At 57.5% G+C, this 23,663-nt stretch carries 24 protein-coding genes; 18 read left to right on the top strand and 6 right to left on the bottom strand.

Annotation, left to right across the window (positions count from 1 at the left end; translation table 11 throughout):
- Positions 1-52 precede the first annotated feature (52 nt).
- From MUN82_RS10940 to MUN82_RS10915, 6 genes are all read left to right on the top strand, one after another.
- Complete coding sequence (locus tag MUN82_RS10940; RefSeq protein ID WP_245097463.1) at positions 53-793, top strand: electron transfer flavoprotein subunit beta/FixA family protein; 741 nt, start codon at positions 53-55, stop codon at positions 791-793.
- A gap of 123 nt (positions 794-916) precedes the next feature.
- Positions 917-1,894, top strand: a complete 978-nt coding sequence (locus MUN82_RS10935; RefSeq protein WP_245097461.1) for an electron transfer flavoprotein subunit alpha/FixB family protein — start codon at positions 917-919, stop codon at positions 1,892-1,894.
- A 98-nt stretch (positions 1,895-1,992) separates the two neighbouring features.
- On the top strand, positions 1,993-2,613 hold the full coding sequence (locus MUN82_RS10930; protein ID WP_245097459.1) for a bifunctional nuclease family protein: 621 nt from the start codon (positions 1,993-1,995) through the stop codon (positions 2,611-2,613).
- A 118-nt stretch (positions 2,614-2,731) separates the two neighbouring features.
- Positions 2,732-3,274: a YfiT family bacillithiol transferase gene (locus MUN82_RS10925; RefSeq protein WP_245097457.1), complete on the top strand. Its 543-nt coding sequence runs from the start codon at positions 2,732-2,734 to the stop codon at positions 3,272-3,274.
- Positions 3,275-3,303: 29 nt separating this feature from the next.
- The gene (locus MUN82_RS10920) at positions 3,304-3,879 is read left to right on the top strand and encodes a Crp/Fnr family transcriptional regulator (protein WP_245097456.1); all 576 of its coding nucleotides are present in this window, start codon (positions 3,304-3,306) and stop codon (positions 3,877-3,879) included.
- A 161-nt stretch (positions 3,880-4,040) separates the two neighbouring features.
- Positions 4,041-5,483, top strand: a complete 1,443-nt coding sequence (locus MUN82_RS10915) for an FAD-binding oxidoreductase (RefSeq protein ID WP_245097454.1) — start codon at positions 4,041-4,043, stop codon at positions 5,481-5,483.
- Positions 5,484-5,572: 89 nt separating this feature from the next.
- On the opposite strand, the gene MUN82_RS10910 is transcribed toward MUN82_RS10915, so the two are convergent.
- Both MUN82_RS10910 and MUN82_RS10905 read right to left on the bottom strand, forming a co-directional pair.
- Positions 5,573-6,382, bottom strand: a complete 810-nt coding sequence (locus tag MUN82_RS10910; RefSeq protein ID WP_245097452.1) for an ABC transporter ATP-binding protein — start codon at positions 6,380-6,382, stop codon at positions 5,573-5,575.
- Positions 6,383-6,492: 110 nt separating this feature from the next.
- Positions 6,493-7,224: an MlaE family ABC transporter permease gene (locus MUN82_RS10905; protein WP_245097451.1), complete on the bottom strand. Its 732-nt coding sequence runs from the start codon at positions 7,222-7,224 to the stop codon at positions 6,493-6,495.
- Positions 7,225-7,335: 111 nt separating this feature from the next.
- Here MUN82_RS10905 and MUN82_RS10900 point away from each other — a divergent pair, with 111 nt between their 5' ends.
- Positions 7,336-8,049 (top strand): SDR family oxidoreductase, encoded by a 714-nt coding sequence (locus tag MUN82_RS10900; protein WP_245097449.1) that lies wholly within the window; start codon positions 7,336-7,338, stop codon positions 8,047-8,049.
- 46 nt (positions 8,050-8,095) lie between these two features.
- Here the strand turns inward: MUN82_RS10900 and MUN82_RS10895 are convergent, their stop codons facing one another.
- Complete coding sequence (locus tag MUN82_RS10895; protein WP_245097447.1) at positions 8,096-8,869, bottom strand: GIN domain-containing protein; 774 nt, start codon at positions 8,867-8,869, stop codon at positions 8,096-8,098.
- Positions 8,870-8,881: 12 nt separating this feature from the next.
- Between MUN82_RS10895 and MUN82_RS10890 the strand changes: the two genes are divergently transcribed.
- From MUN82_RS10890 to MUN82_RS10870, 5 genes are all read left to right on the top strand, one after another.
- Positions 8,882-9,571 carry an SDR family oxidoreductase gene (locus MUN82_RS10890; protein WP_245097445.1) on the top strand — a complete coding sequence of 230 codons (690 nt, stop codon included), beginning with the start codon at positions 8,882-8,884 and terminating at the stop codon, positions 9,569-9,571.
- A gap of 160 nt (positions 9,572-9,731) precedes the next feature.
- Positions 9,732-10,640: a gliding motility-associated ABC transporter ATP-binding subunit GldA gene (gene gldA / locus MUN82_RS10885; RefSeq protein ID WP_245097443.1), complete on the top strand. Its 909-nt coding sequence runs from the start codon at positions 9,732-9,734 to the stop codon at positions 10,638-10,640.
- 138 nt (positions 10,641-10,778) lie between these two features.
- Positions 10,779-11,504 carry a gliding motility-associated ABC transporter permease subunit GldF gene (gene gldF, locus MUN82_RS10880; RefSeq protein ID WP_245097441.1) on the top strand — a complete coding sequence of 242 codons (726 nt, stop codon included), beginning with the start codon at positions 10,779-10,781 and terminating at the stop codon, positions 11,502-11,504.
- A gap of 158 nt (positions 11,505-11,662) precedes the next feature.
- Positions 11,663-13,372 (top strand): gliding motility-associated ABC transporter substrate-binding protein GldG, encoded by a 1,710-nt coding sequence (gene gldG / locus MUN82_RS10875; RefSeq protein WP_245097440.1) that lies wholly within the window; start codon positions 11,663-11,665, stop codon positions 13,370-13,372.
- Between the two features lie 257 nt (positions 13,373-13,629).
- Positions 13,630-15,879, top strand: coding sequence for a TonB-dependent receptor (locus MUN82_RS10870; RefSeq protein ID WP_245097438.1), 2,250 nt, complete (start codon positions 13,630-13,632; stop codon positions 15,877-15,879).
- A gap of 190 nt (positions 15,880-16,069) precedes the next feature.
- Here MUN82_RS10870 and MUN82_RS10865 read toward each other — a convergent pair whose 3' ends face one another.
- Entirely contained in the window at positions 16,070-16,846 is a 777-nt protein-coding gene (locus MUN82_RS10865) for an SDR family NAD(P)-dependent oxidoreductase (protein WP_245097436.1), read from the bottom strand.
- Positions 16,847-17,100: 254 nt separating this feature from the next.
- Between MUN82_RS10865 and MUN82_RS10860 the strand changes: the two genes are divergently transcribed.
- From MUN82_RS10860 to MUN82_RS10845, 4 genes are all read left to right on the top strand, one after another.
- The gene (locus tag MUN82_RS10860) at positions 17,101-17,796 is read left to right on the top strand and encodes a hypothetical protein (RefSeq protein ID WP_245097435.1); all 696 of its coding nucleotides are present in this window, start codon (positions 17,101-17,103) and stop codon (positions 17,794-17,796) included.
- A gap of 65 nt (positions 17,797-17,861) precedes the next feature.
- Entirely contained in the window at positions 17,862-18,962 is a 1,101-nt protein-coding gene (locus MUN82_RS10855; protein WP_245097434.1) for a sensor histidine kinase, read from the top strand.
- 71 nt (positions 18,963-19,033) lie between these two features.
- Positions 19,034-19,504, top strand: coding sequence for a DUF2306 domain-containing protein (locus MUN82_RS10850; RefSeq protein WP_245097433.1), 471 nt, complete (start codon positions 19,034-19,036; stop codon positions 19,502-19,504).
- 12 nt (positions 19,505-19,516) lie between these two features.
- Complete coding sequence (locus MUN82_RS10845) at positions 19,517-20,299, top strand: LytR/AlgR family response regulator transcription factor (protein WP_245097431.1); 783 nt, start codon at positions 19,517-19,519, stop codon at positions 20,297-20,299.
- A 159-nt stretch (positions 20,300-20,458) separates the two neighbouring features.
- Here MUN82_RS10845 and MUN82_RS10840 read toward each other — a convergent pair whose 3' ends face one another.
- Positions 20,459-21,217 (bottom strand): LytR/AlgR family response regulator transcription factor, encoded by a 759-nt coding sequence (locus MUN82_RS10840; protein WP_245097429.1) that lies wholly within the window; start codon positions 21,215-21,217, stop codon positions 20,459-20,461.
- 129 nt (positions 21,218-21,346) lie between these two features.
- Here MUN82_RS10840 and MUN82_RS10835 point away from each other — a divergent pair, with 129 nt between their 5' ends.
- Positions 21,347-22,006 (top strand): response regulator transcription factor, encoded by a 660-nt coding sequence (locus MUN82_RS10835; protein ID WP_245097427.1) that lies wholly within the window; start codon positions 21,347-21,349, stop codon positions 22,004-22,006.
- Positions 22,007-22,260: 254 nt separating this feature from the next.
- The gene (locus tag MUN82_RS10830) at positions 22,261-22,614 is read left to right on the top strand and encodes an STAS domain-containing protein (RefSeq protein ID WP_245097426.1); all 354 of its coding nucleotides are present in this window, start codon (positions 22,261-22,263) and stop codon (positions 22,612-22,614) included.
- Here MUN82_RS10830 and MUN82_RS10825 read toward each other — a convergent pair.
- Positions 22,604-23,656: a sensor histidine kinase gene (locus MUN82_RS10825; protein WP_245097424.1), complete on the bottom strand. Its 1,053-nt coding sequence runs from the start codon at positions 23,654-23,656 to the stop codon at positions 22,604-22,606. The genes MUN82_RS10830 and MUN82_RS10825 overlap by 11 nt on opposite strands.
- Between the last annotated feature and the right edge of the window lie 7 nt (positions 23,657-23,663).

Here is a 23,663-nt window from a genome sequence, read left to right as displayed (position 1 = left end):
TCGCCCGAAATTAGGGGCTTTCCCGTATTGTTTGTCTATCTAACGCAGCCTAATGAAGTTTCTCGTTTGCATCAGCAACGTGCCCGACACGACGACTAAAATCACCTTCACGCCCGACAACAAAGAGTTCAACAAGGCCGGCGTGCAGTTTGTGATAAATCCTTGGGACGAATACGCCCTAACCCGCGCCATTGAGCTGAAGGAAGCCCAGGGCGGCGGTACCGTGACGGTGCTCAACGTAGGCGAAGCCGATACGGAACCCAACATCCGCAAAGCCCTGGCCATTGGCGCCGACGACGCTATACGCGTAAACGCCGCGCCGAAGGATGCTTTCTTCGTGGCCGAGCAGATTGCTAACGTAGCCAAAGATGGCGGCTACGATGTAATTCTGATGGGCAAAGAAAGCATCGACTACAACGGCTTCCAGGTGCACGGCATGGTAGGCGAACTGCTGGGCATCCCCACAGTAGCGCCGGCTATGAAGCTGGACCTGAGTGGCAATACGGCTACCCTGGAGCGTGAGATTGAAGGCGGTAAGGAAATCGTGGAGGTGAACACGCCCTTCGTGGCGTCGTGCCAGCAGCCTATGTGCGAACCCCGCATCCCTAACATGCGCGGTATCATGACGGCCCGTACTAAGCCCCTGAAGGTAGTAGAGCCCACCGGCGACGCTCCCCGCACGGAGGTAACCGAGTTTGCCCTACCCCCCAAGAAGCAAGGTGTGAAGCTCATCCCCGCCGAAAATGCCGGCGAGCTGATCAAACTGCTGCGCAACGAGGCCAAGGTAATCTAGTTTGACTGTCATGCTGACGAAGGAAGCACCTTATCACGGCTGCTTTCGTTGGTTTTCCTACTTCAAGTGGCGCGGACGTGATAAGGTCCTTCGCTCCACTCAGGATGACAAAAACGCAAAAACATGTCTGTATTAGTTGTTATAGAGTGCGATAAAGGCGAAGTGAAAAAATCTTCGCTGGAAGTGGCTACCTACGCCAGCCAGGTAGCCCAGCAGCTGGGCACCACGGCCACGGCCGTAGCCGTGGGCGAAGCCACTGAGGACAACCTGGCTAAGCTAGGCGAGCAGGGCATCAGCAAAGTGCTGTACGATGCCGAGCCTCGCCTGAAAGACTTCGTGAATGGTGCGTATACCAAGCTCATTGCCACCGCTGCCGAGCAGGAAGGTGCGCAGGTACTGGTGCTGGCCAACTCCAACATTGGCGCGGCGGTAGGCTCGCGCCTGTCTATTCGCCTGAAGGCTAGCCTGGCGACCAACGCCGTAGAAATGCCCCGCACCGAAGGCGGACAATTTGTGGTGAAGCGCGGCGCCTTCTCGGGCAAAGCCCTGGCCGATGTGGCTCTCACCACCGACCGCAAGATTATTGCTGTCAAGAAAAACTCCATCGAGGCCCAACACGAAGCTGGCAAGACTGCACCGGTAGAGAAGTTCTCGGCCAACCTGACCGACGCCGACTTTGCGGATGCGCCCAAGCAGGTAATCATGCAGGACCAGGCCGGTGGCGTGCTCCTGCCCGAAGCCGATAAGGTAGTATCGGGTGGCCGCGGCATGAAAGGTGCGGAAAACTGGAATCTGATTGAGGACTTGGCCAAGGCCCTAGGCGCTGCCACGGCTTGCTCTAAGCCCGTATCAGACGTAGACTGGCGCCCCCACCACGAGCACGTGGGCCAAACGGGCATCACTATCTCGCCCAACCTATACATTGCCTGCGGTATTTCGGGCGCTATTCAGCATTTGGCGGGCGTAAACTCCTCCAAGGTGATTGTGGTTATCAACAAAGATCCGGAAGCGCCGTTCTTCAAAGCTGCCGATTATGGCATCGTTGGCGACGTATTCGACGTACTACCGAAACTAACCCAAGCCGTTAAGGAACTAGGTTAAGGCGTAAACAATTGATAATGAGCGTTATGCTTTAGGCTAAACGCTCCTTGCAATTCTGTTAGGCGCACTTACCTCACTACCAGCACATATTTTCTCCTGTGAAAAAAATTCAGCTCGAGATACTAGGACTTTCATCCAGCCAATCCCAGTCGGGGTCGTTTGCCCTGATTTTGGGGGAGAAGACCGGCAACCGTCGGCTGCCCATCATCATTGGCATGTTTGAGGCCCAGAGTATCGCGATTCAGATTGAAAAAATAAATCCTAATCGTCCGCTCACGCACGACCTGTTCAAGTCCTTTGCCGAGCAGGTACACGTAGCCATTCTGGAAGTCATAATCTCTGACCTGAAAGAAGGTGTGTTCTACTCCAAAATTGTGTGCTCGGATGGGGCTACTACCTTCGAGCTAGACGCCCGCCCGAGCGACGCCATTGCTATCGGTCTGCGTTTCGGCGTACCGATTTATACGGTGGAAAGCGTACTGAGCGAGGCCGGCATCATCCTAAGCGATTTGGACGAAAACGCTGAGGAGTCGGATGACGACGATGACGATGATGACGATAACACCAGCAGCAGCAAGCCTGCACCAGAACCCCGTGAGCCCAGCGGGCAGGTGTCGTTGGACGAGCTGACCAAAATGCTGGCCCAGGCTCTGGAAAAAGAAGATTACGAGAAAGCTGCCAAAATCCGCGACGAGCTAAACAAACGCAACAAGGAATAACGCAGCTAGTTTTATAAAACAAAAGCCTCTTCCTCTCAGGAAGAGGCTTTTGTTTTATATGGGCAGACTAATTACTACCGCTTGACTACTACCTTTCGTGCCTTACTTATCTTCGCTTATGACAGCCAACCTTCCCGACCTACGCTACCCCATTGGCCAGCCCGAACTGCCTACCCAGCCATTGGCTCAGGGTGCCCGCATCGCTTACATTGCGCAGCTAGCCCTACTACCCGACCAAGTGCGGGCGGCTGTAGCCGGCCTTAGCCCAGCGCAGCTGGATACGCCCTACCGCCCCGGCGGCTGGACGGTGCGCCAGGTAGTGCACCACCTACCCGACAGCCACCTGAACAGCTACGTGCGCTTCAAGTTGGCCCTCACCGAAGATACCCCTACCATCAGCCCCTACGAGGAGCACGCCTGGGCCGAGCTGCCCGACACGGCTGCTACTAAGCCTGCCGTGTCGTTGGCGCTGCTGGAGGCGCTGCACATTCGCTGGACTACCCTGTTGCGGCAGCTTACGGATGCACAATGGCAGCGCACGTTCTACCACCCTGGCTCGCAGCGCACCTTCACGCTCGATCAGGTCCTGGTGCTATATGCCTGGCATGGGCGGCACCACCTAGCGCACATTACGGAGCTGCGCCGCCGCGAGCAGTGGTAGGGGGTAAATAACCGTGAATAGTGCGCTCGATGCAAAATAATTCTCCGCGCTTTCTAGCCACGCTGGCAGCTATTCAGCCGCTTGGGGCGGCTCTCACGGCTGCTCTGCAAGCCAGCGTGCGGCCTGAAAGGTGGCCGGCACAGCATCGGCTACTGGAACCAGGTCAGGTAGCACGACGGGTATATTTTCTGGAAAGTGGGCTGGTGCGCGGCTACACTTTGCGCCAAGGGCGTGAGGTGTCTTCATGGTTTATGCAAGAGGGTGATTTTGTAATTTCTATTGCTAGCTTTTTTACCCAAACACCCGGCGAAGAGTGCCTAGAGTTATTGGAGAATAGTCATGGCTTTAGCCTTAGCTACGAGCAGCTGCAACAGCTTTACCAGAATTTTCCGGCGTTTAATTTTCATGGCCGGGTGCTCACGGAGCGCTATTATGTGCTGAGCGAATGGCGGGCCCGTCACCTTCGGGCACTGTCGGCAGCCGAGCGGTATGCCCGGCTGCTACAGGATTTTCCTACGGTGTTTCAGCGGGTGTCTGTGCAGCACATTGCCTCACATTTGGGCATGGCGCCGGAAACGCTCAGTCGGTTGCGGAGCCGTAGCTAAAGGAGTAGCTGCGGGTATATGGAAAATGATATTTATCAGAAAAAGCACGTTGCGGAATGCTGATTTTTGTCGGTATACTTTAAGTAGGCTGACATATGGCTGTGCGCTGGAAAAGAAATGTTGTAATTGGCCTAATGGCTGGGTGCAGTATCCTGTTAGGCATGGGGGGGCGTCCGGCGCACCACCTTTGGCAGGCATACACACGAGACGCACCTCAACCACTCACTCCGCAACCAGGTATAGCCAATGATGTCAGCGGCCTCAATGCCACAGCCATGCGAACGGTGGCTGTGGCGGCCGATTCGGCGGCGGCGCTCCGGCAACTGCGGCAGCTACTGGATACGGCGCGGGCACGACACCTACCAGTAGCCATTGCCGGCGCACAACATAGTATGGGAGGCCACACGGTAGCAGCAGGTGGTATGCGGCTGGTGATGCGGCCGTTTCGCTACTTGCACCTAGATACCGTTTCGAACCTGCTAACGGTAGGCAGCGGTGCGCACTGGGCGGATGTAATTCCCTACCTGAACCGTCACGGTCGAGCCGTGGCGACTATGCAATCAGATAATGCGTTCAGCATTGGGGGCTCACTAAGCGTAAACTGTCATGGCTGGCAACCCAATCAGCCACCCATTGCGGCTACTGTTGAGTCGATGCGGGTGCTACTGGCCGACGGCCGACTTCTGACGTGTAGCCGCCAGCAAAACCAGCAGCTTTTCAGGCTGACGCTGGGTGGCTACGGGCTATTTGGTATCATCATCGACGCACGCTTACGCACGGTGCCCAATGCGCTGTACACCTACCAGCGTGTGGCTGGTCCGGCGGAGGAGTACTTAGTCAACTATCGTCGTTATGTGGATGCTAATCCGCGGGTGCAGTTGGCCTATGGGCGCCTTAACGTAACGAAAGAGCATTTTTTGGAAGAATCAACCCTAAACTTTTTCGTGGTGCATCAAGCAGCATCGCCATACGCTGACCTTCCTGAACCGGGTCTGGCAAACCTAAAGCGGGCCGTATTTGTGGGGTCGAAGCGTGATGCCTACGGCAAACAGCTACGTTGGGATTTGGAGCAGGTATTCACACGGAATGAGGTAGGAAAGACATTCAGCCGTAATCAAATTATGAATGAAAGCCCGGCGCTTTACCTCAACCGCTCGACTGGTCAGACAGATATTTTGCACGAGTACTTCATTCCAGCCCGCCACTACAATCATTTCCGACGAGTGTTGCAGCGGTGCATTCCCCGCCACCAGGCAGATTTGTTGAACGTAACCTTACGCAACGTATACGCCGACCACGACACGTTCCTACCCTACGCTCGTGAGGAAGTGTTTGGGTTCGTGCTGTTCTTCAATCAAGCCCTTACCCCGGCTGCCGAAGCGGATATGATTGCTCTAACGCGGAAACTCATTACGGAAGCTGAGCGGCTAGGCGGTACGTATTACTTACCCTACCGCTTGCACGCTACTCCTGCCCAATTGCAACGCGCTTACCCACGGTTTCAAGAGTTTCTGCAGCTTAAACAGAAATACGATCCGCAGGCAGTTTTTCAGAACCAATTCTATCAACAGTACCGAGTAGAAACGCGAAATGACCAGCTCTGATAATTAGAGCTGGTCATTTCGCTAGTGATGCACAGGTTTCAGCCGGAGTTGTGGTCTGAACGCATACGCACGTTGTATCTGCAACATACCTAATGAGCATTCATGGGGTCTTCTGCTGAGATGCTTTCCAAGCCGCCTTCCTGCTCGTCTACGCGCTTGGCGGCGCGCACTAGGCTGCTGCTGAAGATAAACTCTTTCAACTCGGGTACTTCGGCGTTGAGGATGGTGTCTTTGGTACCATCCCACAGCTTTAAGCCTTTATGCAGAAAGATGATGTGGTCGCCGATTTCCACCACCGAGTTCATATCGTGGGTGATGATGGCGGTGGTGATGTTGTACTCGTGCGTGATTTCGTGAATCAGCTCGTCGATTTTAAGGCTGGTGAGTGGGTCGAGGCCGGAGTTGGGCTCGTCGCAAAACAGGTAGGTACAGTTGGGCGCAATAGCGCGGGCAATGCCTACACGCTTCTTCATACCACCCGATATTTCGGAAGGCATTTTGTTGCCGGCATTTTCCAACCCTACCCGCTTCAGGCAAAATTCCACTCGGTCGCGGCGCTCCTCCTTGGTCATCTCGGGCGTCAGCATCTTCAGCGGAAACTCGGTATTCTCGAATACCGTCATGGAGTCGAACAGCGCCGAGCCTTGAAACAGCATCCCGATTTTGCGGCGGATTTCCTGCCGGATATTCACCTTGTTGTTGGTGAACACAGTGCCATCAAAGGTAATGCTGCCAATATCCGGCTTCATCAGGCCCACAATGCACTGCAACAACACCGATTTGCCGGTGCCCGAGCCGCCTAGCAGGAGGTTGCACTTGCCCGTTTCGAAAGTGCAGTTGATACCCTTCAATACGGCGTTGCCATCGAAGGACTTCTGAACGTTATGAATTTCGATCATCTTTCTTAGTGTCTGAGACTGAGGGGCTGGAGACTCAGAGAAGAGGTAACGTTTTGTTTTATCTAATAAACGTAAACCCAGATTCTCGGTCCCTCAGGTTCCGAAAACAATTACAACAGAACAGCCGCCAGCACAAAGTCGGCTATCAGGATAGCAATAATGGAGTTGGTGACAGCGCCGGTGCTGGCTGCCCCTACCTCCAAGGCGCCGCCGCGGGTGTTGAAGCCTTTGAAAGACGAAATAGCCGAAATCAAGAAGGCAAATACCACCGATTTAATGAGGGCAAACACGATGTTGTAAGGAATGAAATCCTGACGGATGCCCTCGATATACTCCTGCGCCGAGATAGAGCCCGACAGCGTACCTGCAATGTAGCCGCCCATGATAGACAGGCCCATGGCCAAAACTACCAGCAGCGGAAACATCAGTAGGGAGGCCAGAATGCGGGGCAACACCAAGTAGGAAGAGGAGTTGATGCCCATCACTTCCAGCGCGTCAATCTGTTCGGTGATGCGCATGGTGCCCAGGCCGCCGGCAATGCTTGAGCCTACCTTGCCCGCCAGCACCACGCTGGTGATGGTAGGGGCCAGCTCCAGAATGGTCATTTCGCGCACCATGTAGCCAATAGTAGCCTTCGGAATAAGCGGGTTGACTAGGTTGTAGGCAATCTGCACGCAGGTTACGGCCCCAATAAAGGCACTCACCAGCGACACGATAAACACAGAATCGACCCCAATAAGAATGGCTTCGTCGATGGTACGGTTCCAAAGCGTTTTGAACCGCTCGCCGCGGGAAACCATGCTTTGGAGAAAGAGTAGAAAAGAGCCGAAGGTCTTTACCATAAAAAGCGTCCGGAAAGAGAAAAGCAGGAACTTGCGAAAAAACAGGGCCTACGCACACGCGAAAGCAGGCCTGTTGCACCATACGTAAAACCTCAACATATAAACAAAGGAATGCAAAAAAATATCGTTGTGACCGGCGGTAGCCGCGGAATAGGACGTGCCCTGGTAGAACGGTTTGCGCAGGCTGGGTATCCAGTTGTCACCTGTGCCCGCTCGGCCGAGGACTTGGCCACTCTAACGGCCGCCGTGCAGCAGGCCACGCCGGGTGCTGTGCTGCACACCCTACCCGCCGACCTAAGCAACCACGCAGACGCCGTTCGGTTTGGGGAGTTTGTACGGGCGCTGCCGGGTAGGATAGAGGTGCTGGTACACAACACGGGTTCCTTCATCCCCGGCCGCCTGCAAGACGAGCCCACCGACGGCCAGCAGCTGCGCCAGATGCTGGCCGTGAACCTGCTAAGTGCCTACGATGTGACGCAGGCCCTACTGCCCGGCCTGATAGCGCAGCGCCACGGGCACATCTTCACGATCTGCTCTACGGCCAGCCTCACGGCCTATCCCAACGGGGGCTCCTATGGGATTGCTAAGCACGCGCTCTACGGCTTCACCAAAAACCTGCGCGAAGAACTGAAGGAACACAACGTGCGCGTAACGGCCGTGCTGCCCGGCGCCACTTATACCGACAGCTGGGCCGGCGCCGGCCTACCCCCCGAGCGGTTCATCAAGCCCGAAGACCTTGCCGAGGCCGTATTTGCTACCTATCAGCTCTCGGAGCAAGCCGTGGTAGAGGAGCTGCTGATCCGGCCGCAGCTGGGCGACATCTAGCTTCTGATCGGAACGTCCTGCTTCGACTCCACTCAGCAGGACCATACTACTCCGCCACCACATTGCCCCTACCAGTCACCTCCACGTAGGGGGTAGGGGCCCGGTAGAAAACGGTGCCGGCGCCCGCATGGGTGATGCCCAGCGTATTAGTAGCGCGCACATGCGCGTCGCCGATGCTGCCGCGAGTGGTTTGGAGCGTAAGGTTGCGGACCGTTAAATCGGTGGTGCGGAGGGTACCGCTGCCGCCTAGCAGCGTTACCGCATCACTGGCCACGGTGCCACGCAAGGTCACATCGCCTAGCTCGTACATGTCCATGTTCAGGTACTGCACATGCAGATTAAGATCGGCGTCGCCGGAGCCTAGGAAGTGGTAGAAGAACTGGTCGGCCTGAAAGGGGGTAGGGATGCGCAGCGTGCTTTGGTCGCGCTGGAATACGTCGAGCACGGAAGGCGTGTGCAGCCTGATTTCGCGGGGCACATCGTAGCGGCGCGTCCAGTTGCAGGTACTGGTATTGCGCATAATAAGTTGATGATTGGTGACCTCCAACTTAATCTCCTCCTGCAGGTTTTCGCCCGTGCGCACCTCGGCGTAGATGGCCGTGTCTTGCACCAACACTACCTCGAGGTTATCGTAGATATACAACTGGCGAAAGGCGGGCAACTCACGGCGTTCGGTGGTGATGCTGCCCGTGCTTTTCAGGCAGTCGGCTTCATTGTCGCTGCCGCAGGCCATCAACAACAAAAGCAGGCTGCTGACTATCCCGATGCATAAAAGCCGGATAGGGCGATTAACTTGCGGCAGCAACGCAATCTGAAACATCAACACAGGTATATGGACTTACGGGGCAAGGTAGCGATAATCACAGGAGGCAGCAAAGGCATTGGCAAGGCCACAGCCGAAGCGCTGCTGGCAAAAGGCGCCGTAGTAGCTGGCTGGAGCCGCTCAGCTCCTGACGGTTTGCAGCACGAGAACTTTCACTTTTTCGAGTGCAATGTGCAGGATGAGCAGTCGGTACAGCAAGCCTACTCCGCTACTATTGACAAGCTGGGCGCGGCGCAAATACTCGTCAACAATGCCGGTATTGGCAACATGGGCGCTATCGACGGCTTTCCGTCGGAGGAGTGGCACGCTATGTTTGATACCAACGTGCATGGCGTGTTCTACTGCACCAAGGCTGTGCTGCCGCGGATGAAGCAGCAAGGTGAAGGCCACATCATCAACGTGGCTTCATTGGCTGGTACCGCTGGCTCGGCGGGTATGGCGGGCTACTGCGCCACCAAGTTTGCCGTGCGTGGCTTCTCCGATGCGCTGTTCAAGGAAGTGCGCCAGGATGGCGTGCGCGTGACGTGTGTGATGCCCGGCTCGGTGGAAACCAACTTCGGCGGCACAGAGCCCGGCCAGGAGCCTAACCCCCACAAAATGCAGCCCGAAGACATTGCCGACGCCATCATCCACGCGCTGGAAGCGCCCAAGGCCACTATGATTTCGGAGATTCAGATGCGGCCTTCACAGCCGAAATAAAGTTCTGCCAAAATGGTTTTGTCATCCTGAGCAGAGCGAAGGACCTTCTCACGTACGAACTAAGTCGTTGGTACGGTTATCGTTCAATAGATCGTTCTCTCGTGGGAAGGTCCTTCGCTCTGCTCAGGATGACGGCTAAGAGTAAGATTCAACAACGTACATGGTAGAGGTCGAGAAACTCACAAAAACCTACGGCGCGCAAAACGCCGTGAACAACATCAGCTTCACGGCGGGGAAAGGTGAAATCCTGGGGTTTCTGGGGCCAAATGGCGCGGGCAAGTCTACCACCATGAAGATTGCCACTGGCTACCTACCGCCCTCGGCCGGCACCGTGAAGCTAGCTGGCTTCGACGTGACGGAGCAGCCTCTAGAGGTGCGCCGCCGCGTGGGCTACCTGCCCGAGCACAACCCACTCTACCTGGACATGTACGTGCACGAGTACCTCGAATTCATCGGCTCGGTACACGGCCTGAAGGGGAGTGAGCTACGCCGACGCGTGCAGCAAATGGTAGATAGGGTAGGGTTGGGGCGCGAGCAGAACAAGCAAATCGGAGCTTTGAGCAAAGGCTACCGGCAGCGGGTAGGGCTGGCCCAGGCGCTTATCCACGACCCGGGCGTGCTCATCCTCGACGAGCCCACCACCGGCCTCGACCCCAACCAGATCGGCGAAATCCGCACCCTCATTCGGGAGGTAGGGGAGGACAAGACCGTGATTTTCTCTACCCACATCCTGCCCGAAGTCACAGCTCTGTGCAGCCGGGTGGTCATCATCAACCGCGGCCAACTGGTAGCCGACTCGCCCGTAGCCGACCTGGCCGCCGGCACGAAAGGCGAAACCCTCATCCGAGCTGAGTTCGAGCAGCCCATCGACCCTGCGCCGCTACGCGCCCTACCCGGCATCCTAGCCGTGGAGGCCGACGCGGCCCCCGCTACCTACCGCATCCACGCCGCCGGTCCCGACCTGCGCGGCAGCATTTCGCGTTTGGCAGCCGAGCAGGGCTGGATATTACTAGGGCTGCGCCAGGAAGAACAGTCGCTGGAGCAGGTGTTTAAGAATTTGACGAAGTAATATGTCTACTTTTCTGTCATCCTGAGCCTGCGAAGGATCTTCTCACGGAAGAACGATAGGCGTAATAACGAACCTTTCTGCTGTGAGAAGGTCCTTCGCAGGCTCAGGATGACAGAAAAGTTATGACAACCGTTTTTTATGTATTCCATTCTCCGCAAAGAATTCAACGCCTTCCTTAGTTCACCTGTTGCCTACGTCGTTATTGGCGTGTTCCTGGTAGCTACGGGGCTGTTTGTGTGGGTGTTTCCAGATAGCTCAGTGCTTGACTACGGCTACGCCGACCTGCAAACGCTGTTCAACATCGCGCCCTGGATTTTCCTGTTTCTGATTCCGGCCATCACCATGCGCACGTTTGCGGAGGAGAAGAAGGCTGGCACCATCGAGCTGCTGCTCACGCGCCCACTGACCGACGGGCAGATTATCGGCGGCAAATACTTGGCGTGCTTGCTGCTGGCACTGCTGGCGCTGGTGCCTACCCTACTTTACTACTATTCAGTATACCAGCTAGGTAACCCCGAGGGCAACATCGATTCGGCGGCCACGGTAGGCTCCTACCTGGGGCTAGGGCTGCTGGCGGCGGTGTTTGCGGCCATCGGCATCTTTGCCTCGGCTATTACCCGCGACCAAATTATTGCCTTTCTAGTGGCTGTGGTAGGATGCTTCTTGGTGTACACGGGCTTCGACTCGCTGGCTTCGGTGTTCGAGGGTAGCACGGCTTACTACATCAGCCAATTAGGCATTGCCGCCCATTATCGCGACCTAAGCAAAGGCCTTATCGACTCCCGCGACCTGCTATATTTTCTGAGCATGATAGTGGCGATGCTGTGGGCTACGCGACTGGCGCTGCGGAGCAGAAATTGGTAGGGGTAAGTGAAATAGAAGTGAAATAAGTATGTCATCCTGAGCGCAGTGAAGGACTTTCTCACAACAGAACGATGCTCGTACCAACGATTTGTTCTGCGGGCATAAGGTCCTTCACAAGCTCAGGATAACAGTCATAATTGAGTTACAATCCGCCGCTTATGGCTTCGTCTGAATCTGTTTCTACCCCTGCTACCTCCCGCAAGCGACGCGACCTAACTACGTTCTTTGTGGTAATAGGCGCGTTGTTACTGCTCAATTTCCTGGCCCAGCAGTTCTTTTTTCGTGTCGATTTGACGGAGGAGAAGCGCTACTCTATGTCGCCGGCAACCAAGCAATTGCTGGAGAATTTGAAGCAGCCTGTTACCATCACCGTGTACCTGGATGGCGACTTTCCGCCTGCGTTCCGGCGCTTGCAGCAGGCCACCCGCGAGACACTGAACGAGATGCAGATCTATGGGGGTAGCAACCTGCACTACGTGTTTGTGGACCCCTCGGCGGCCGGCACCGAGCAGGCGCGCAATCAGTATTACGAAACTCTACTCAAGAAAGGCCTGCGCCCTACTAACCTGGGCGCCAATGAGAACGGCAAGCGGGTCGAGAAAATCATCTTCCCGTGGGCTACCGTGTCGGTGGGCGCACAGGAGCTGCCAGTGTTGCTACTGCGTGGCAACCAGGCCGCCCCCGCCGACGTGCGCCTCAACCAAAGTATTGAAGGTTTGGAGTACGAATTAGCTAGCACCATCCGGCGGCTGGAGCCTAGCCAGCGCAAGCGCATCGGCATCGTGGAAGGTCACGGTGAGCTGGACAACGCCGAAGCCGGCGACCTGATTGGCTCCCTGCGCCAGAACTACGACGTATTCCGGGTGAACCTCACCAAAGTGCGCGACCTGCGCCCGCTCGACGCCATCATTGTGGCCAAGCCTGCCACGGCGTACACCGAGGAAGAGAAGTTCAAGCTCGACCAGTTCATCACACAAGGCGGTAATACACTGTTTTTCGTGGATGCCATGCGCGTGAACCTCGACAGTGCCAACCGCGGCGGCATGCTCTCGTTTCCCTTGCAGCTGAACCTGGAAGACATGCTGTTTAAGTACGGCGTGCGCATCAACCCCGACCTCATGCTGGACCTCAACTCCGGCGTGATTCCGCTGGTGACGGGCACTCTGGGCGACAAGCCGCAAGTGGAGCCGCTGCCCTGGCAGTTCTACCCCCTCATCAACAACTTCAGCCAGCACCCCATCACCCGCAACCTCGACGCGGTGTACACCAAGTTTGTGAGCAGCATTGATACGGTGAAGGCCGTGGGCATCCGCAAAACGCCACTCATGTTCACCTCACGTTACACCCGCGTGCTGCCCGCGCCTGTGCCCGTCAACCTCAACGACGCCCGCCTACCTCCCGACCCCAAGCTGTATAAGCAGAGCTTCGAGCCAGTAGGCTACCTGCTGGAAGGGCAGTTCCGTTCGCTCTATGCCAACCGCGCCCAGCCCGGTACCACCCAGTTTCAGCCCGAAAAGTCACCCCTGGCTAAGCCCGCCAAACTGCTGGTTATTCCTGACGGTGACTTCGTGCGCAACGACGTGGACCCCAAAACCGGCAACCCCTTCCGCCTCGGCTACGACCGCCTCGCCAACACCGAATTTGCCAACCGCGAGCTGGTGCTGAATGCCGTGGACTACCTCCTCGACGAAACCGGCCTCATCGCCGTTCGTGGCAAGCAAATCACCCTCCGCCCCCTGGACAAGGTGAAGGTAGCCGAACAGCGCCAACGCTGGCAGCTGCTGAATCTGGCAGCGCCGCTGGCACTACTGGCCGCATTTGGCTTAGGTAGGGCCTGGTGGCGCAAGCGGCGGTACGCACGGTTTTAGCATTGACAGGAATCTGTCATCCTGAACGCAGTGAAGGACCTTCTTATGTTAGAACGAGTCGTTTACACGACATTGTTCTAACATAAGAAGGTCCTTCACTGCGTTCAGGATGACAAGAAGCATTTTCGCCGGGAATAAGAAATAGCTTTACCTACCTCCCCTTACCCTTCATCCTCCTAATCCAACACTTCAGTAACAGCAAATTTCCTACCCGGTAGGCACCGCGCACTTTTGGGCATCACTTCACTGCTGCCCCGATGAAACGACTGCTACCTCTTTTGCTCCTGTTGCTTACTGCCGGCCGCCTGCTGGCCCAGACCACTACCCTTGCGGGCACTGTGCGCGATGCCGCCGGCCAGCCGCTGCCGGGCGTGAACGTGTTTTTGAAAACCACCTTCGACGGGGCCAGCACCGATACACTGGGCCGGTTCCGGTTCACCACTACCCAAAGCGGCACGCTGCCGCTGGTAGCCTCGCTGCTGGGGTATGTGGCGCAGGAGCAACCGGTGGTGCTGGATGGGAAAGCGCATCAACTCAGCTTTCGGCTGAAGGCTGTGCGCAATCAACTAGGCGACGTAATCGTAACGGCTGGTACCTACGAGGCCGGCGACGACAAGCGCAATACCACCTTCTCGGCCCGCGACGTGCAGACCACCGCCGGCGCCCAGGCCGACGTGGCCGGCGCCCTGAATACCCTACCCGGCACTACCCGCAATGGCGAGGCTGGCCAGCTGTTTGTGCGCGGCGGCGCGGCTTATGAAACCAAACAATACCTCGACGGTCTACCCCTGCAAAGCCCTTATAATGCCGCACCGGGCGGCGTGCCGGCGCGGGGGCGGTTTGCGCCTACTTTGTTCAAGGGCACGATGTTCAGCACGGGCGGCTACTCGGCAGAGTACGGGCAGGCGTTGTCGGCGGTGGTGGCGCTGCGGTCGGTGGATTTGGCCGATGAGACGCAAACGGGCATTTCGGCGCTGTCGTTAGGTGGGCTGACGCTGGCCCGGCAGCAGCGGTGGGAACGGTCGTCGGTAGCCGTGACGGCCGATTACATGAACATGCGACCCTACTTTGGGCTGGTACCCCAGCAGATTCTGCGCACGTTGCAAGCGGCCAGTGGCTCGGTAGCGGCCCGGCAACGCACCGGCGAGATGGGCATGCTGAAACTCTACGGAACGTTTCAGCAGCAGCACATGGCCGTACTCACACCCAACGCCGACTACGCTGATGGTCGGCAGCCCGTAGACCTGCGCAACACCAACGCCTACCTCAATGCCACCTGGCGCACCCCCTTGGCCCGCGGTTGGAGTCTGCAAACCGGTGCTGCCGCCACCCGCGACAACCAGCATATCCAACCCGACCAGCAGCGCGTGCAGGAATTGGAGCAGTCGGTGGTGGGTAGGGCCGTGGTTACCAACGACTCGGCCAGTGCCTACTGGAACCTAAAGCTGGGCGCAGAAGTATTGGCGCAGCGGTATCAATTTCACTATCAAGCTCGGGAAAGCGACATGACGCGGGCACTGGCTTTCACGGAACGCCGGGCTGCGGGCTTTGCCGAGTCGGAAATTGCCTTCTCCAACAAGGTAGCTGGCAGGGTAGGAGCGCGGGCCGAATACTCGGCGGTGCTGGGCCGCTGGAACGCCGCACCGCGGGCGGCACTGGCCTATCAAATCAACCCACACAGCCAGTTATCCGGCGCTTGGGGCTACTTCTACCAAACGCCCACCAACGATGCCATGCGATTGGGGCAGTACGCCCCGGAGCCCCTGCGTTTCGAGCGTGCCCGCCATTACCAGCTCACGTATCAGTACGAAGCGCACCGCCGGCTGCTGCGTCTCGAAGCCTACGACAAGCGCTACGCCAACCTAGTGCGCTACGACCTGCCCGGCGCATTCAACCCGGCCACGCTGGCTTACCAACTGCCCAGCCCCGCTACTTACCGCAGCACCGGCACCGGCTACGCCCGCGGCCTGGATGTGCTCTGGCGTGACAAAACCACCTTGCGCAACTTCGATTACTGGGTGAGCTACAGCCTGCTCGACACCCGCCGCCAACAGCGCTTCGACCCAGTACGGGCAGTGCCTACCTACGCGGCGCGTCACAATCTCTCGGTGGTGGGTAAGTACTGGGTAGATAAGTGGCACACGCTATTCGGGGCCACCTACAGCTACGGCAGCCCCCGTGCCTACTTCGACCCCAACCGCTACGATGCTGCCACAGGCACAGGCTATAACGCGGGCCGCCTACCCAGCTTCCAAGACCTGAGTCTGAACCTAAGCTACCTCACCCAAATCCATAAGAACCTCGCCATCATTCATGTGAGTTGCTCCAATATCCTGGGCCGCCAGAACGTGTTCGGCTACCGCTACGCCAGCACGCCCGACGCCGCTACTGGCCGCTACACCGCCGTGCCACTGCTCCCCTCGGCCCGCCGCATGGTGTTCGTGTACCTTCTGATTTCCATCAACAAAAACCGCCCGGTGGATTTGCACACGGCGCCGGAGGATTAAGGTAGGGTAGGAGGGTAGGGAAGGTAGAGGAGAGTAGGAAGGGTGTCATCCTGAGCGCAGCGAAGGACCTTCTCACGTGAGGGCGAGTCTTTATTACGCTTGTCGTTCAGACGTGAGAAGGTCCTTCGCTGCGCTCAGGATGACACCCTTCTTACCCTTCTTACCTTCACACCTTCCTCCCCTCCCCTCATTACGCGCCTTGCGCCACCATGCGCATGAAACCGCCATCCATCACGTAAGTAGAACCCGTCACGTAATCCGAATCAGCGGAGGAAAGAAACAGGGCTAGTTTGGCGATTTCCTCGGGTTGGCCGGCCCGTTTCATGGGGATGCGCTGCTCGCCCTCCTCACGCTTTTGCGGGTCGTCGAGAGCTTTTTGGTTCATGGGCGTCAGGATCATGCCGGGGGCGAGGTTGTTGACGTTGATACCGTCTTCAGCCAGTTCAAGGGCCAGCGTGCGCGTGAGGTTGCGTAGGCCGCCCTTGGCCGCGCAATAGTCGGCCGTGCCGGGTGATACTACCTCCTCGTGAATAGACGTGACGTTGACAATCTTGCCCTTGCCGCCGCGCTGCTTGCGGTGCTGGGCAAACAGCCGTGCTAGGTAAAATGGCCCAAATAAATCGGTGCGAATGGTTTTCTCAAACTCTTCGGGCTGCATCTCCACCACGGGTTTGTGCGCCCCGCTCACGCCGGCGTTGTTCACCAGAATATCCACGGAACCAAACTCCAGCAGCGTCTGCTTGAAAAGTTGCTCAGCTTGTTGGGCATCGCTCACGTCGGCCTGCACCACTAGAGCGCGCTGGCCGGCTTGCGTCACCTGCTGGCGCGTGTGCTCGGCCCCATCGGCATCGGTGTGGTACACCACTACCACGTTGGCGCCCTCCTGGGCAAATAAGATGGCCGTGGCCTGGCCAATTCCCGAATCGGAGCCGGTGATGAGGGCTGTTTTGTTGATTAGTTTTTTCATTGGAAAGAAAGTGAGACGAGTGGGTAGGACAGCCAAAAGGCGGCTGTGCATCTTCCGCAAACGCGCCTAACAGGGTAGGGTTGCTTGGCTAAGGGCATTGCGCCCGGCAAGCCGAACTACACCAGGCGCCCATCATACCATCAGAAGATTTCTACACTTCATCCGGCTTATCTGACGCTTTAGACGCAGGAAATTTCATCAATTGTCGGGGTTGCTGACTTTTGGATGATACATCCACACAACCACTTACCACAATGAAAAAGGTGTTCTTCCTGCTCGCCCTGGCCACCGCTTCTCTTTCGACATCGGCTCAAACGAAACCGGCTTCGGCCACTACCCAAACGGCCCCGGCCGGCTACCAGGACTTGATGGCGGCCACCATTCAGGAGCTGATGCAAACTGGCGACCCCGCTGCCCTGAAGGCCAGCGCCGCTAAGTTTGAGCGCGCCGCTACCGTAGCGCCCCAGGACTGGTTGCCGCGCTATTACCAGGCTTATGCGCTGCTGATCAACGTATTCCAAAGTCAGGAAGAAGGCGACATGAAAGACAAGACGCTCGACCAGGCCGAGGCCGCCCTGGCGCAGGCCCGCAAGCTGGGCGGCGACGAGTCGGAGTTGCTGGCATTGCAGGCCTACCTCTACCAGGCCCGACTGGGCGTGTCGCCCATGCTGCGCTCCATGAAGTATTCGGGCATGGTGAACGAGGCCATTGCGCAGGCTAAAAAGCTGAATCCCAACAACCCACGGCCCTACCTCATCGGTGCCAACAATGCCTTCTTCACGCCCAAGATGTTTGGCGGCGGTCCGGAAGTAGCCAAGCCTTTGTATGAAGAGGCCAAGGTGAAATTCGATGCGTTTCAGCCGACGTCGGCTATTGCACCCGATTGGGGCAAAGGGCAGCTACTGAGCCGCCTCAAAACCTGCAATACCGCCCTGGCCGCTGCCAAGTAGTGTGCCGTGCTCCGGGTTGGCTGCCACCGGCTTTTCTGTAACTTCCACACACTTTTTTTGCTGTTATGATTTCTGTAGCCATGAGAGCCCACACGAAGGCCGAAGTTCCTACCTTCAAAAAGCACTACGCCAATGCGTTGCGCTGGTGGCAGCTGCTGGGACTTATGCTGCTGTTGTCGGTGGGGCTTACCTTTTTGTTCTGCCCTGGGTGCGCAATCAATAGTGAGGACTTCCGGCTAACGTTCGGCTACAACGTTTGCTACACGGTTGGTCTGTGGCTGGCCAATGGCTACCCCGCCGCCTGGCTGAACCGCAAAGCCGACTGGCGCCAGGAGCCACTCCGCCGGTTTTTGCTCACAGTAGGGCTTTCCACGGTGCTGTCGTTGCTGGTGATTGTGCTGGTGAACGGCGGATTTCGGGTGCTCTACCACCATCGGCCGTTGCGCGAGCTACTGGAGCCGCGCGTGTGGGGGCAGTTTATTCTGCCTCTGGTGACGACGACGGTGGTGTCCTTGTTTATTCATAGCCGGTCGTTTTTGCTGGGCTGGCGCGAGGCGGCTATCCGCACCCAGCGGTTGGAAAAAGAAAGCGCCGTCGCCCGCCTCGACTCGCTGCGCCGGCAGGTAGACCCGCACTTCTTGTTCAACTCGCTGAACGCCCTGACGGTGCTGGTAGAGGAAAACGACCCGGCCCGTGCCACGCGCTTCATCCGGCAGCTGGCTCAGGTATACCGCTACGTGCTCGATAGCCAGGAGCAGGAAGTTGTGCCGCTCACCGAAGAGCTGGCTTTTGTGGAGTCTTACCTGCACTTGCAGCGCACCCGCCTGGGCGAAGGCATTCAGGTAGAGATAAAGCAGCCAGATGCCAGCGCAGATACGCTGCTGGTGCCACCGCTGGCCGTGCAGCTGTTGCTCGAAAACGCCTTCAAGCACAATGCCACCAGCCAGCGCAACCCGCTACACATCACGGTGGAAATAGACCCTGCTGCCCGCGAGCTGCGCGTAGCCAACACCCTGCGCCCGCGCACCGTGGCCGCCGCCGAGTCGACCGGGCTGGGGCTGCGGAATTTGCAGGCGCGCTACGGCTTCCTGACCGAGCAGCCGGTGCGCATTGAGCGTACGGCCACCGAGTTTGTGGTAGCGCTGCCGCTGCTGACCCTGGGGTAGGAGCATGCTGGGTGCATAAAGCGCCGCACCCCTGCTCCCTATGTGTTGAACACCTAACCTCGTATGTTATTATGTTTCACTCTGCTACCGGACTCATTCATTTGCTGTCGGCACTGCTGGCTATGCTCACAGGCGCGATGGTGCTGCTAAATCGTAAGGGAGGGCACACACACAAGCGCCTAGGCTATGCATACGTAGCATGTATGCTGGTGCTGAACGCCACCGCCTTCATGATCTACCATCTCTTTGGTACGTTTGGGCCGTTTCACGCCTTATCCATCGTTAGTCTAACTGTCCTGACCGGGGGCATACTGCCCATGTGGTGGCGCGTGAAGAATGCGCTGCACTGGCACTACTATTTCATGAACTGGTCGGTGGTAGGGCTCTACGCCGCATTTTGGGCCGAAACGCTTACCCGGACACTACCCTCGCAACGCTTTTGGCCCATGGTACTGGTGGCTACTGTACTCACGGCCACAGTAGGCTCCCTCCTGATTCGTAGGAACGCCGCACGGTTCTTACCGAAAAAAACATCTGTATAACACTTGTCTCCTATGTCTACCCCCCTGCGTGCCATTCTGGTTGAAGACGAACCCCTGGCCGCCCGCCGCCTCGCCGACCTGCTCCGCAAGCAGCCAGTGCCCCTCGAGGTGGTGGGCACGGCCGAGTCGGTGGAGGAAGCCGCCGAGCTGCTGCGCGCCACGCAACCCGCCCCCGACGTGCTGTTTCTAGACATTCAGCTGGCCGATGGGCTGAGCTTTGAGCTGTTTGAACGCGTGCAGGTTCGCTGCCCGGTTATCTTCACCACCGCCTACGACCAATACGCCTTGCGCGCCTTCAAGCACAACAGCATCGACTACCTGCTAAAGCCCATTGATGCCGACGAGCTGGCCGCCGCCGTGGCCCGCCTGCAAGCCCGCCAGCCGGCCCCGGCCCCTGCCTTCGATGCTACCCTGCTCACACAGCTGGTGCAGCAGCTCCAACCCCAGCCGCAGTACAAGCAGCAGTTTGTGGTGAAGGTAGGCGAGCACCTCAAGGTGATTCCGGTGGCGCAGGTGGCGTATTTCTTCAGCTTTGAGAAGGCCACCTTCCTGCAAACCCGCGAGGGTAGGCGCGTGGTGGTAGACCAGACGCTGGAGCAACTGGAGCAGCTCCTGAACCCTCGCGAGTTCTTCCGCCTCAACCGCGCCTACCTCGTGCACCACGCCGCCATTCAGGACATCATCCACTACACCAACTCCCGCCTGAAAACAACCCTCGCCCCCGCCAGCCCCGAGGGCGACGTACTCGTCAGCCGCGAGCGGGTAAGCACCTTCCGCGCCTGGCTAGAAAGGTGAGATGGTAAGTAGTGAGTGGAAATACGACTGTCATCCTGAGCGCAGCGAAGGACCTTCTCACGCTAGAACAAGTTGTTGTTGCGAGCATCGTGCTGACGTAAGAAGGTCCTTCGCTGCGCTCAAGATGACAGTCGTATTTCTACTCACTATCTAACCGCCTCATCGCTCTAACCATTGCTTGAGCACAGTAGCTTTTTCCCGGCTCACAAGTACTTCTTCACTGGGGGCGGGGTGTAAATCGAGCTTGAGCTTGCCGTTGAAATAGACGTGCAGACGCTGCACAGCCGGTAGCTGGGCAATGAACTGCCGATTGAGACGGAAAAACTCCTGCGGGTTCAGCAATTGCTCCAACTGCTCCAGCGTGTACTCCACTACAAAGCGCTGGCCCTCCTGCGTGACGAGGGTAGTGGTTTCGTGGCGGCTCTGGAACCAGGCTACCTGCGCCGTAGGCAACGGGAGTAGCTGCTCGCCGCTACGCACCAGAAACCGGGTTTTATAGGTTTGCTGAGGCGCGGCCAGTGTTTCCAGCAGGCGCTCTAGGCGCTGCGCCGGGTCGGGGAGGGTAGGCCACTGGCGCAGCTTGGTGAGGGCCGCTTGCAGTTCCTGTAGCTTCACGGGCTTGAGTAGGTAGTCGATGCTATTGGCCCGAAACGCCCGGATGGCATATTGGTCGTAGGCCGTGGTGAAGATAACCGGGGCGCGCACTACCAGTTGCTCAAACAGCGCAAAGCTCAGCCCATCGGCCAGCTGAACGTCCGACAGGATAAGGTCGGGCGCAGGATGAGCCGCCAGCCAGGCAAGGGCGCCGGCCACGCTGTCGAGCACAGCCAAGACCTGCGCCCCAGGCGCCGCCTGCAGCAGTAGCCGTTGCAGACGCTCGGCAGCCGGATACTCATCTTCGAGAAGCAGAACAGTCATGCAGAGGAAGTCCTGGGGGGTATCAAACAGAGGAACACCGGGAAGAAAATAGTGTAGCGTAAATAGCCCAAATTGCGCCCAACACGTACATGAAAGTACTATACTTTCTGCCCTTTCCACAACATCAGGATGATTCGTACAATACTCGTTGATGACCATGCCATTATTCGGGATGGCATCAGCTTTCTGCTGCAACAGGAGCCCGATATTGAAATAGTAGACCAGGCCGGCCATGGGCAGGAACTGCTAGACAAGCTGGCTACCATGCCAGCCGATGTAGTGCTCATGGATATTAATATGCCCATTATGGGTGGAGAAGAAGCCATACGCCACGTGCGCGCGCTCTACCCGCAAACGCAGGTGCTAATCTTATCGATGCTGGACCATGAGGCCTATATCAGCCGCATGATGGAAGCCGGGGCCTCGGGATATATCCTGAAAAATGCTGGCAAAGAGGAAATAATCTTCGGTATTCGCTCGGTGGCTGCGGGGCGCCAGTTTTTGTGCTCAGAGCTGGCTTTTCAGCTGTTGTATAAGCTGCAAGGTACAGGCGTTGCGCCGGCCGTACTCCCCAGCGAACCAGCAAAGAAAGAATCGATTTTGTCGCGCCGCGAGCTGGAGGTACTCAAGCTTATCTCAGAAGGCCTTACTACCAGCGAAATAGCTGATAAACTCTACAACAGTAAGCGCACCATCGAAACCCATCGGCAGAACATGATGGAAAAAACCCAGGCCAAGAATACTGCTTCGTTGATAAAATACGCCCTCAGCAATGGGCTGATTGAATAATATACTACTTGCCTGTTTTCTTGTTGTATAGTGTTATAGTGCAACTTGCTTGCTATAGTAATACTTTGAAAATCAATAATTTAATGCAACTATATTAAGGTAAAGTCGTTATTTTGGGAGCAACATCAGGCAGCGCAAGGCAAGGCCGTCAATCCGGCAGGCAGACGGGGTACACACAATAATTCCGTCTGTGCTGGGTTATCTACGGCAATAAATGCACCGCTCCCCTGATATCACCTTCCAACGTCAGCCCCATGCAGGTATACCGCGAAGTTCTGCCGAATAGCTATCTGGTCATTTTGGTTGAGTCGGCACCTGCGGCAACCGATACAGGGCTGCTGTGCAATGCGCTGCGGCAGGCAAGTCGCAGCGGCAAAGGCCAGATCTGGCTTGATTGCAGCGGACTATCCGTGCTATCCTCCGATATGCTGTTGGTGCTCACGCGCTACGCTGCCCGGCTGCGCCGCCGGCATACCTCTTTGGTGGTATGCCATCCGCCGACTATGCCGGCTGGCACCAGCCTGGTGCAAGCCAGTGAGGGCAACATATTAGTGGCCAATACGTTACTGGATGCGGAGCTGGTAGCCACTCAGAGCGTCAGCGAGTAGTGGTTGGGGGCGTTGCTTTGGTAGCGGGTAGCACCGGGAGCCGCACCGTAAACAGTCCATCGTGGGTTTCTACCTGCACCGGTTGAGGAGCTTGCAACAGTTCGTAGCGCTTGCGCACGTTGGCGAGCCCTACCTGGGTATGCGGACGCAGTCCGGCCGTGCGGGGCCGGATGGGGTTTTGCACCGTGAGGTAGTTGGTAGTCGGGTCGTAGGCAATAGTGAGTAGCAGCGGCTGCTCCTGCGAGGCCACGTTGTGTTTTAGGGCGTTTTCTACCAGCAGCTGCACGCTGAGGGGGGCCACGTGCTGCGCTAATGCCGCCTCGGGTATGTGGTAGGCTACGTGCAGATTGTCGCGGAAGCGGGCCTTGTGCAGCGCCACGTAGGTTTCCACAAAAGTCAGCTCCTCGCGCAGGGGCACGGTGGCCTGGTCGCGGCTCAGGAGCACGTAGCGGTACACATCGGCGAGCTGCTCCACAAACTGCTGGGCCGGCTCGTTGTCGGGCTCAATCAGGGCCGATAGCGTATTCAGGGAGTTGAACAGAAAATGCGGATCCAGCTGATTGCGCAACGCTTCCAGCTGGCTTTGCACTCCGGCGCTTTGCAGCTGCTCGGCCCGGCGCACATTCCACAGCCACTGCTCAAAGAAATGGCGGCTTTCGTAAATCAGCTGCACTACGGTGGTCGGAATCAGGTTGAAGGCTACCTGCACCAGCAACACACGGGCCTCGAGGGGAAAGAAGGCTGGTAGCAGCAGATGCAGCAGCAACAGGATGGCCACCGAGGCCACACTGGTATACAGCACGCATAGCACAACCAGCCACCACAGGCGGCGGGCCGTGTGCTCTACGCCCGGAAAGCGCCGCAGCAGGAGGTCCCACAGCAGGCGGTTGCCCAGCCACAGCACCGTGGTGAAAAGCAGCGAAATGCTCCAGTTTACAAAAAAGTGCGGCCACGAGTTGAACCGATGCGGGTCGTCGCCCAGCAGTGTAATCAGCAGCGCCAGCAGTGGAATGCCCAGCAGGCGCAGGCGTTGGTCGTTCATAGAGACA

This window comes from Hymenobacter aerilatus (assembly GCF_022921095.1).
Classification (GTDB): Bacteria; Bacteroidota; Bacteroidia; order Cytophagales; family Hymenobacteraceae; genus Hymenobacter; species Hymenobacter aerilatus.
Note: the sequence above shows the minus strand (reverse complement) of the source record. Positions and strands in the feature narration are given on the sequence as shown.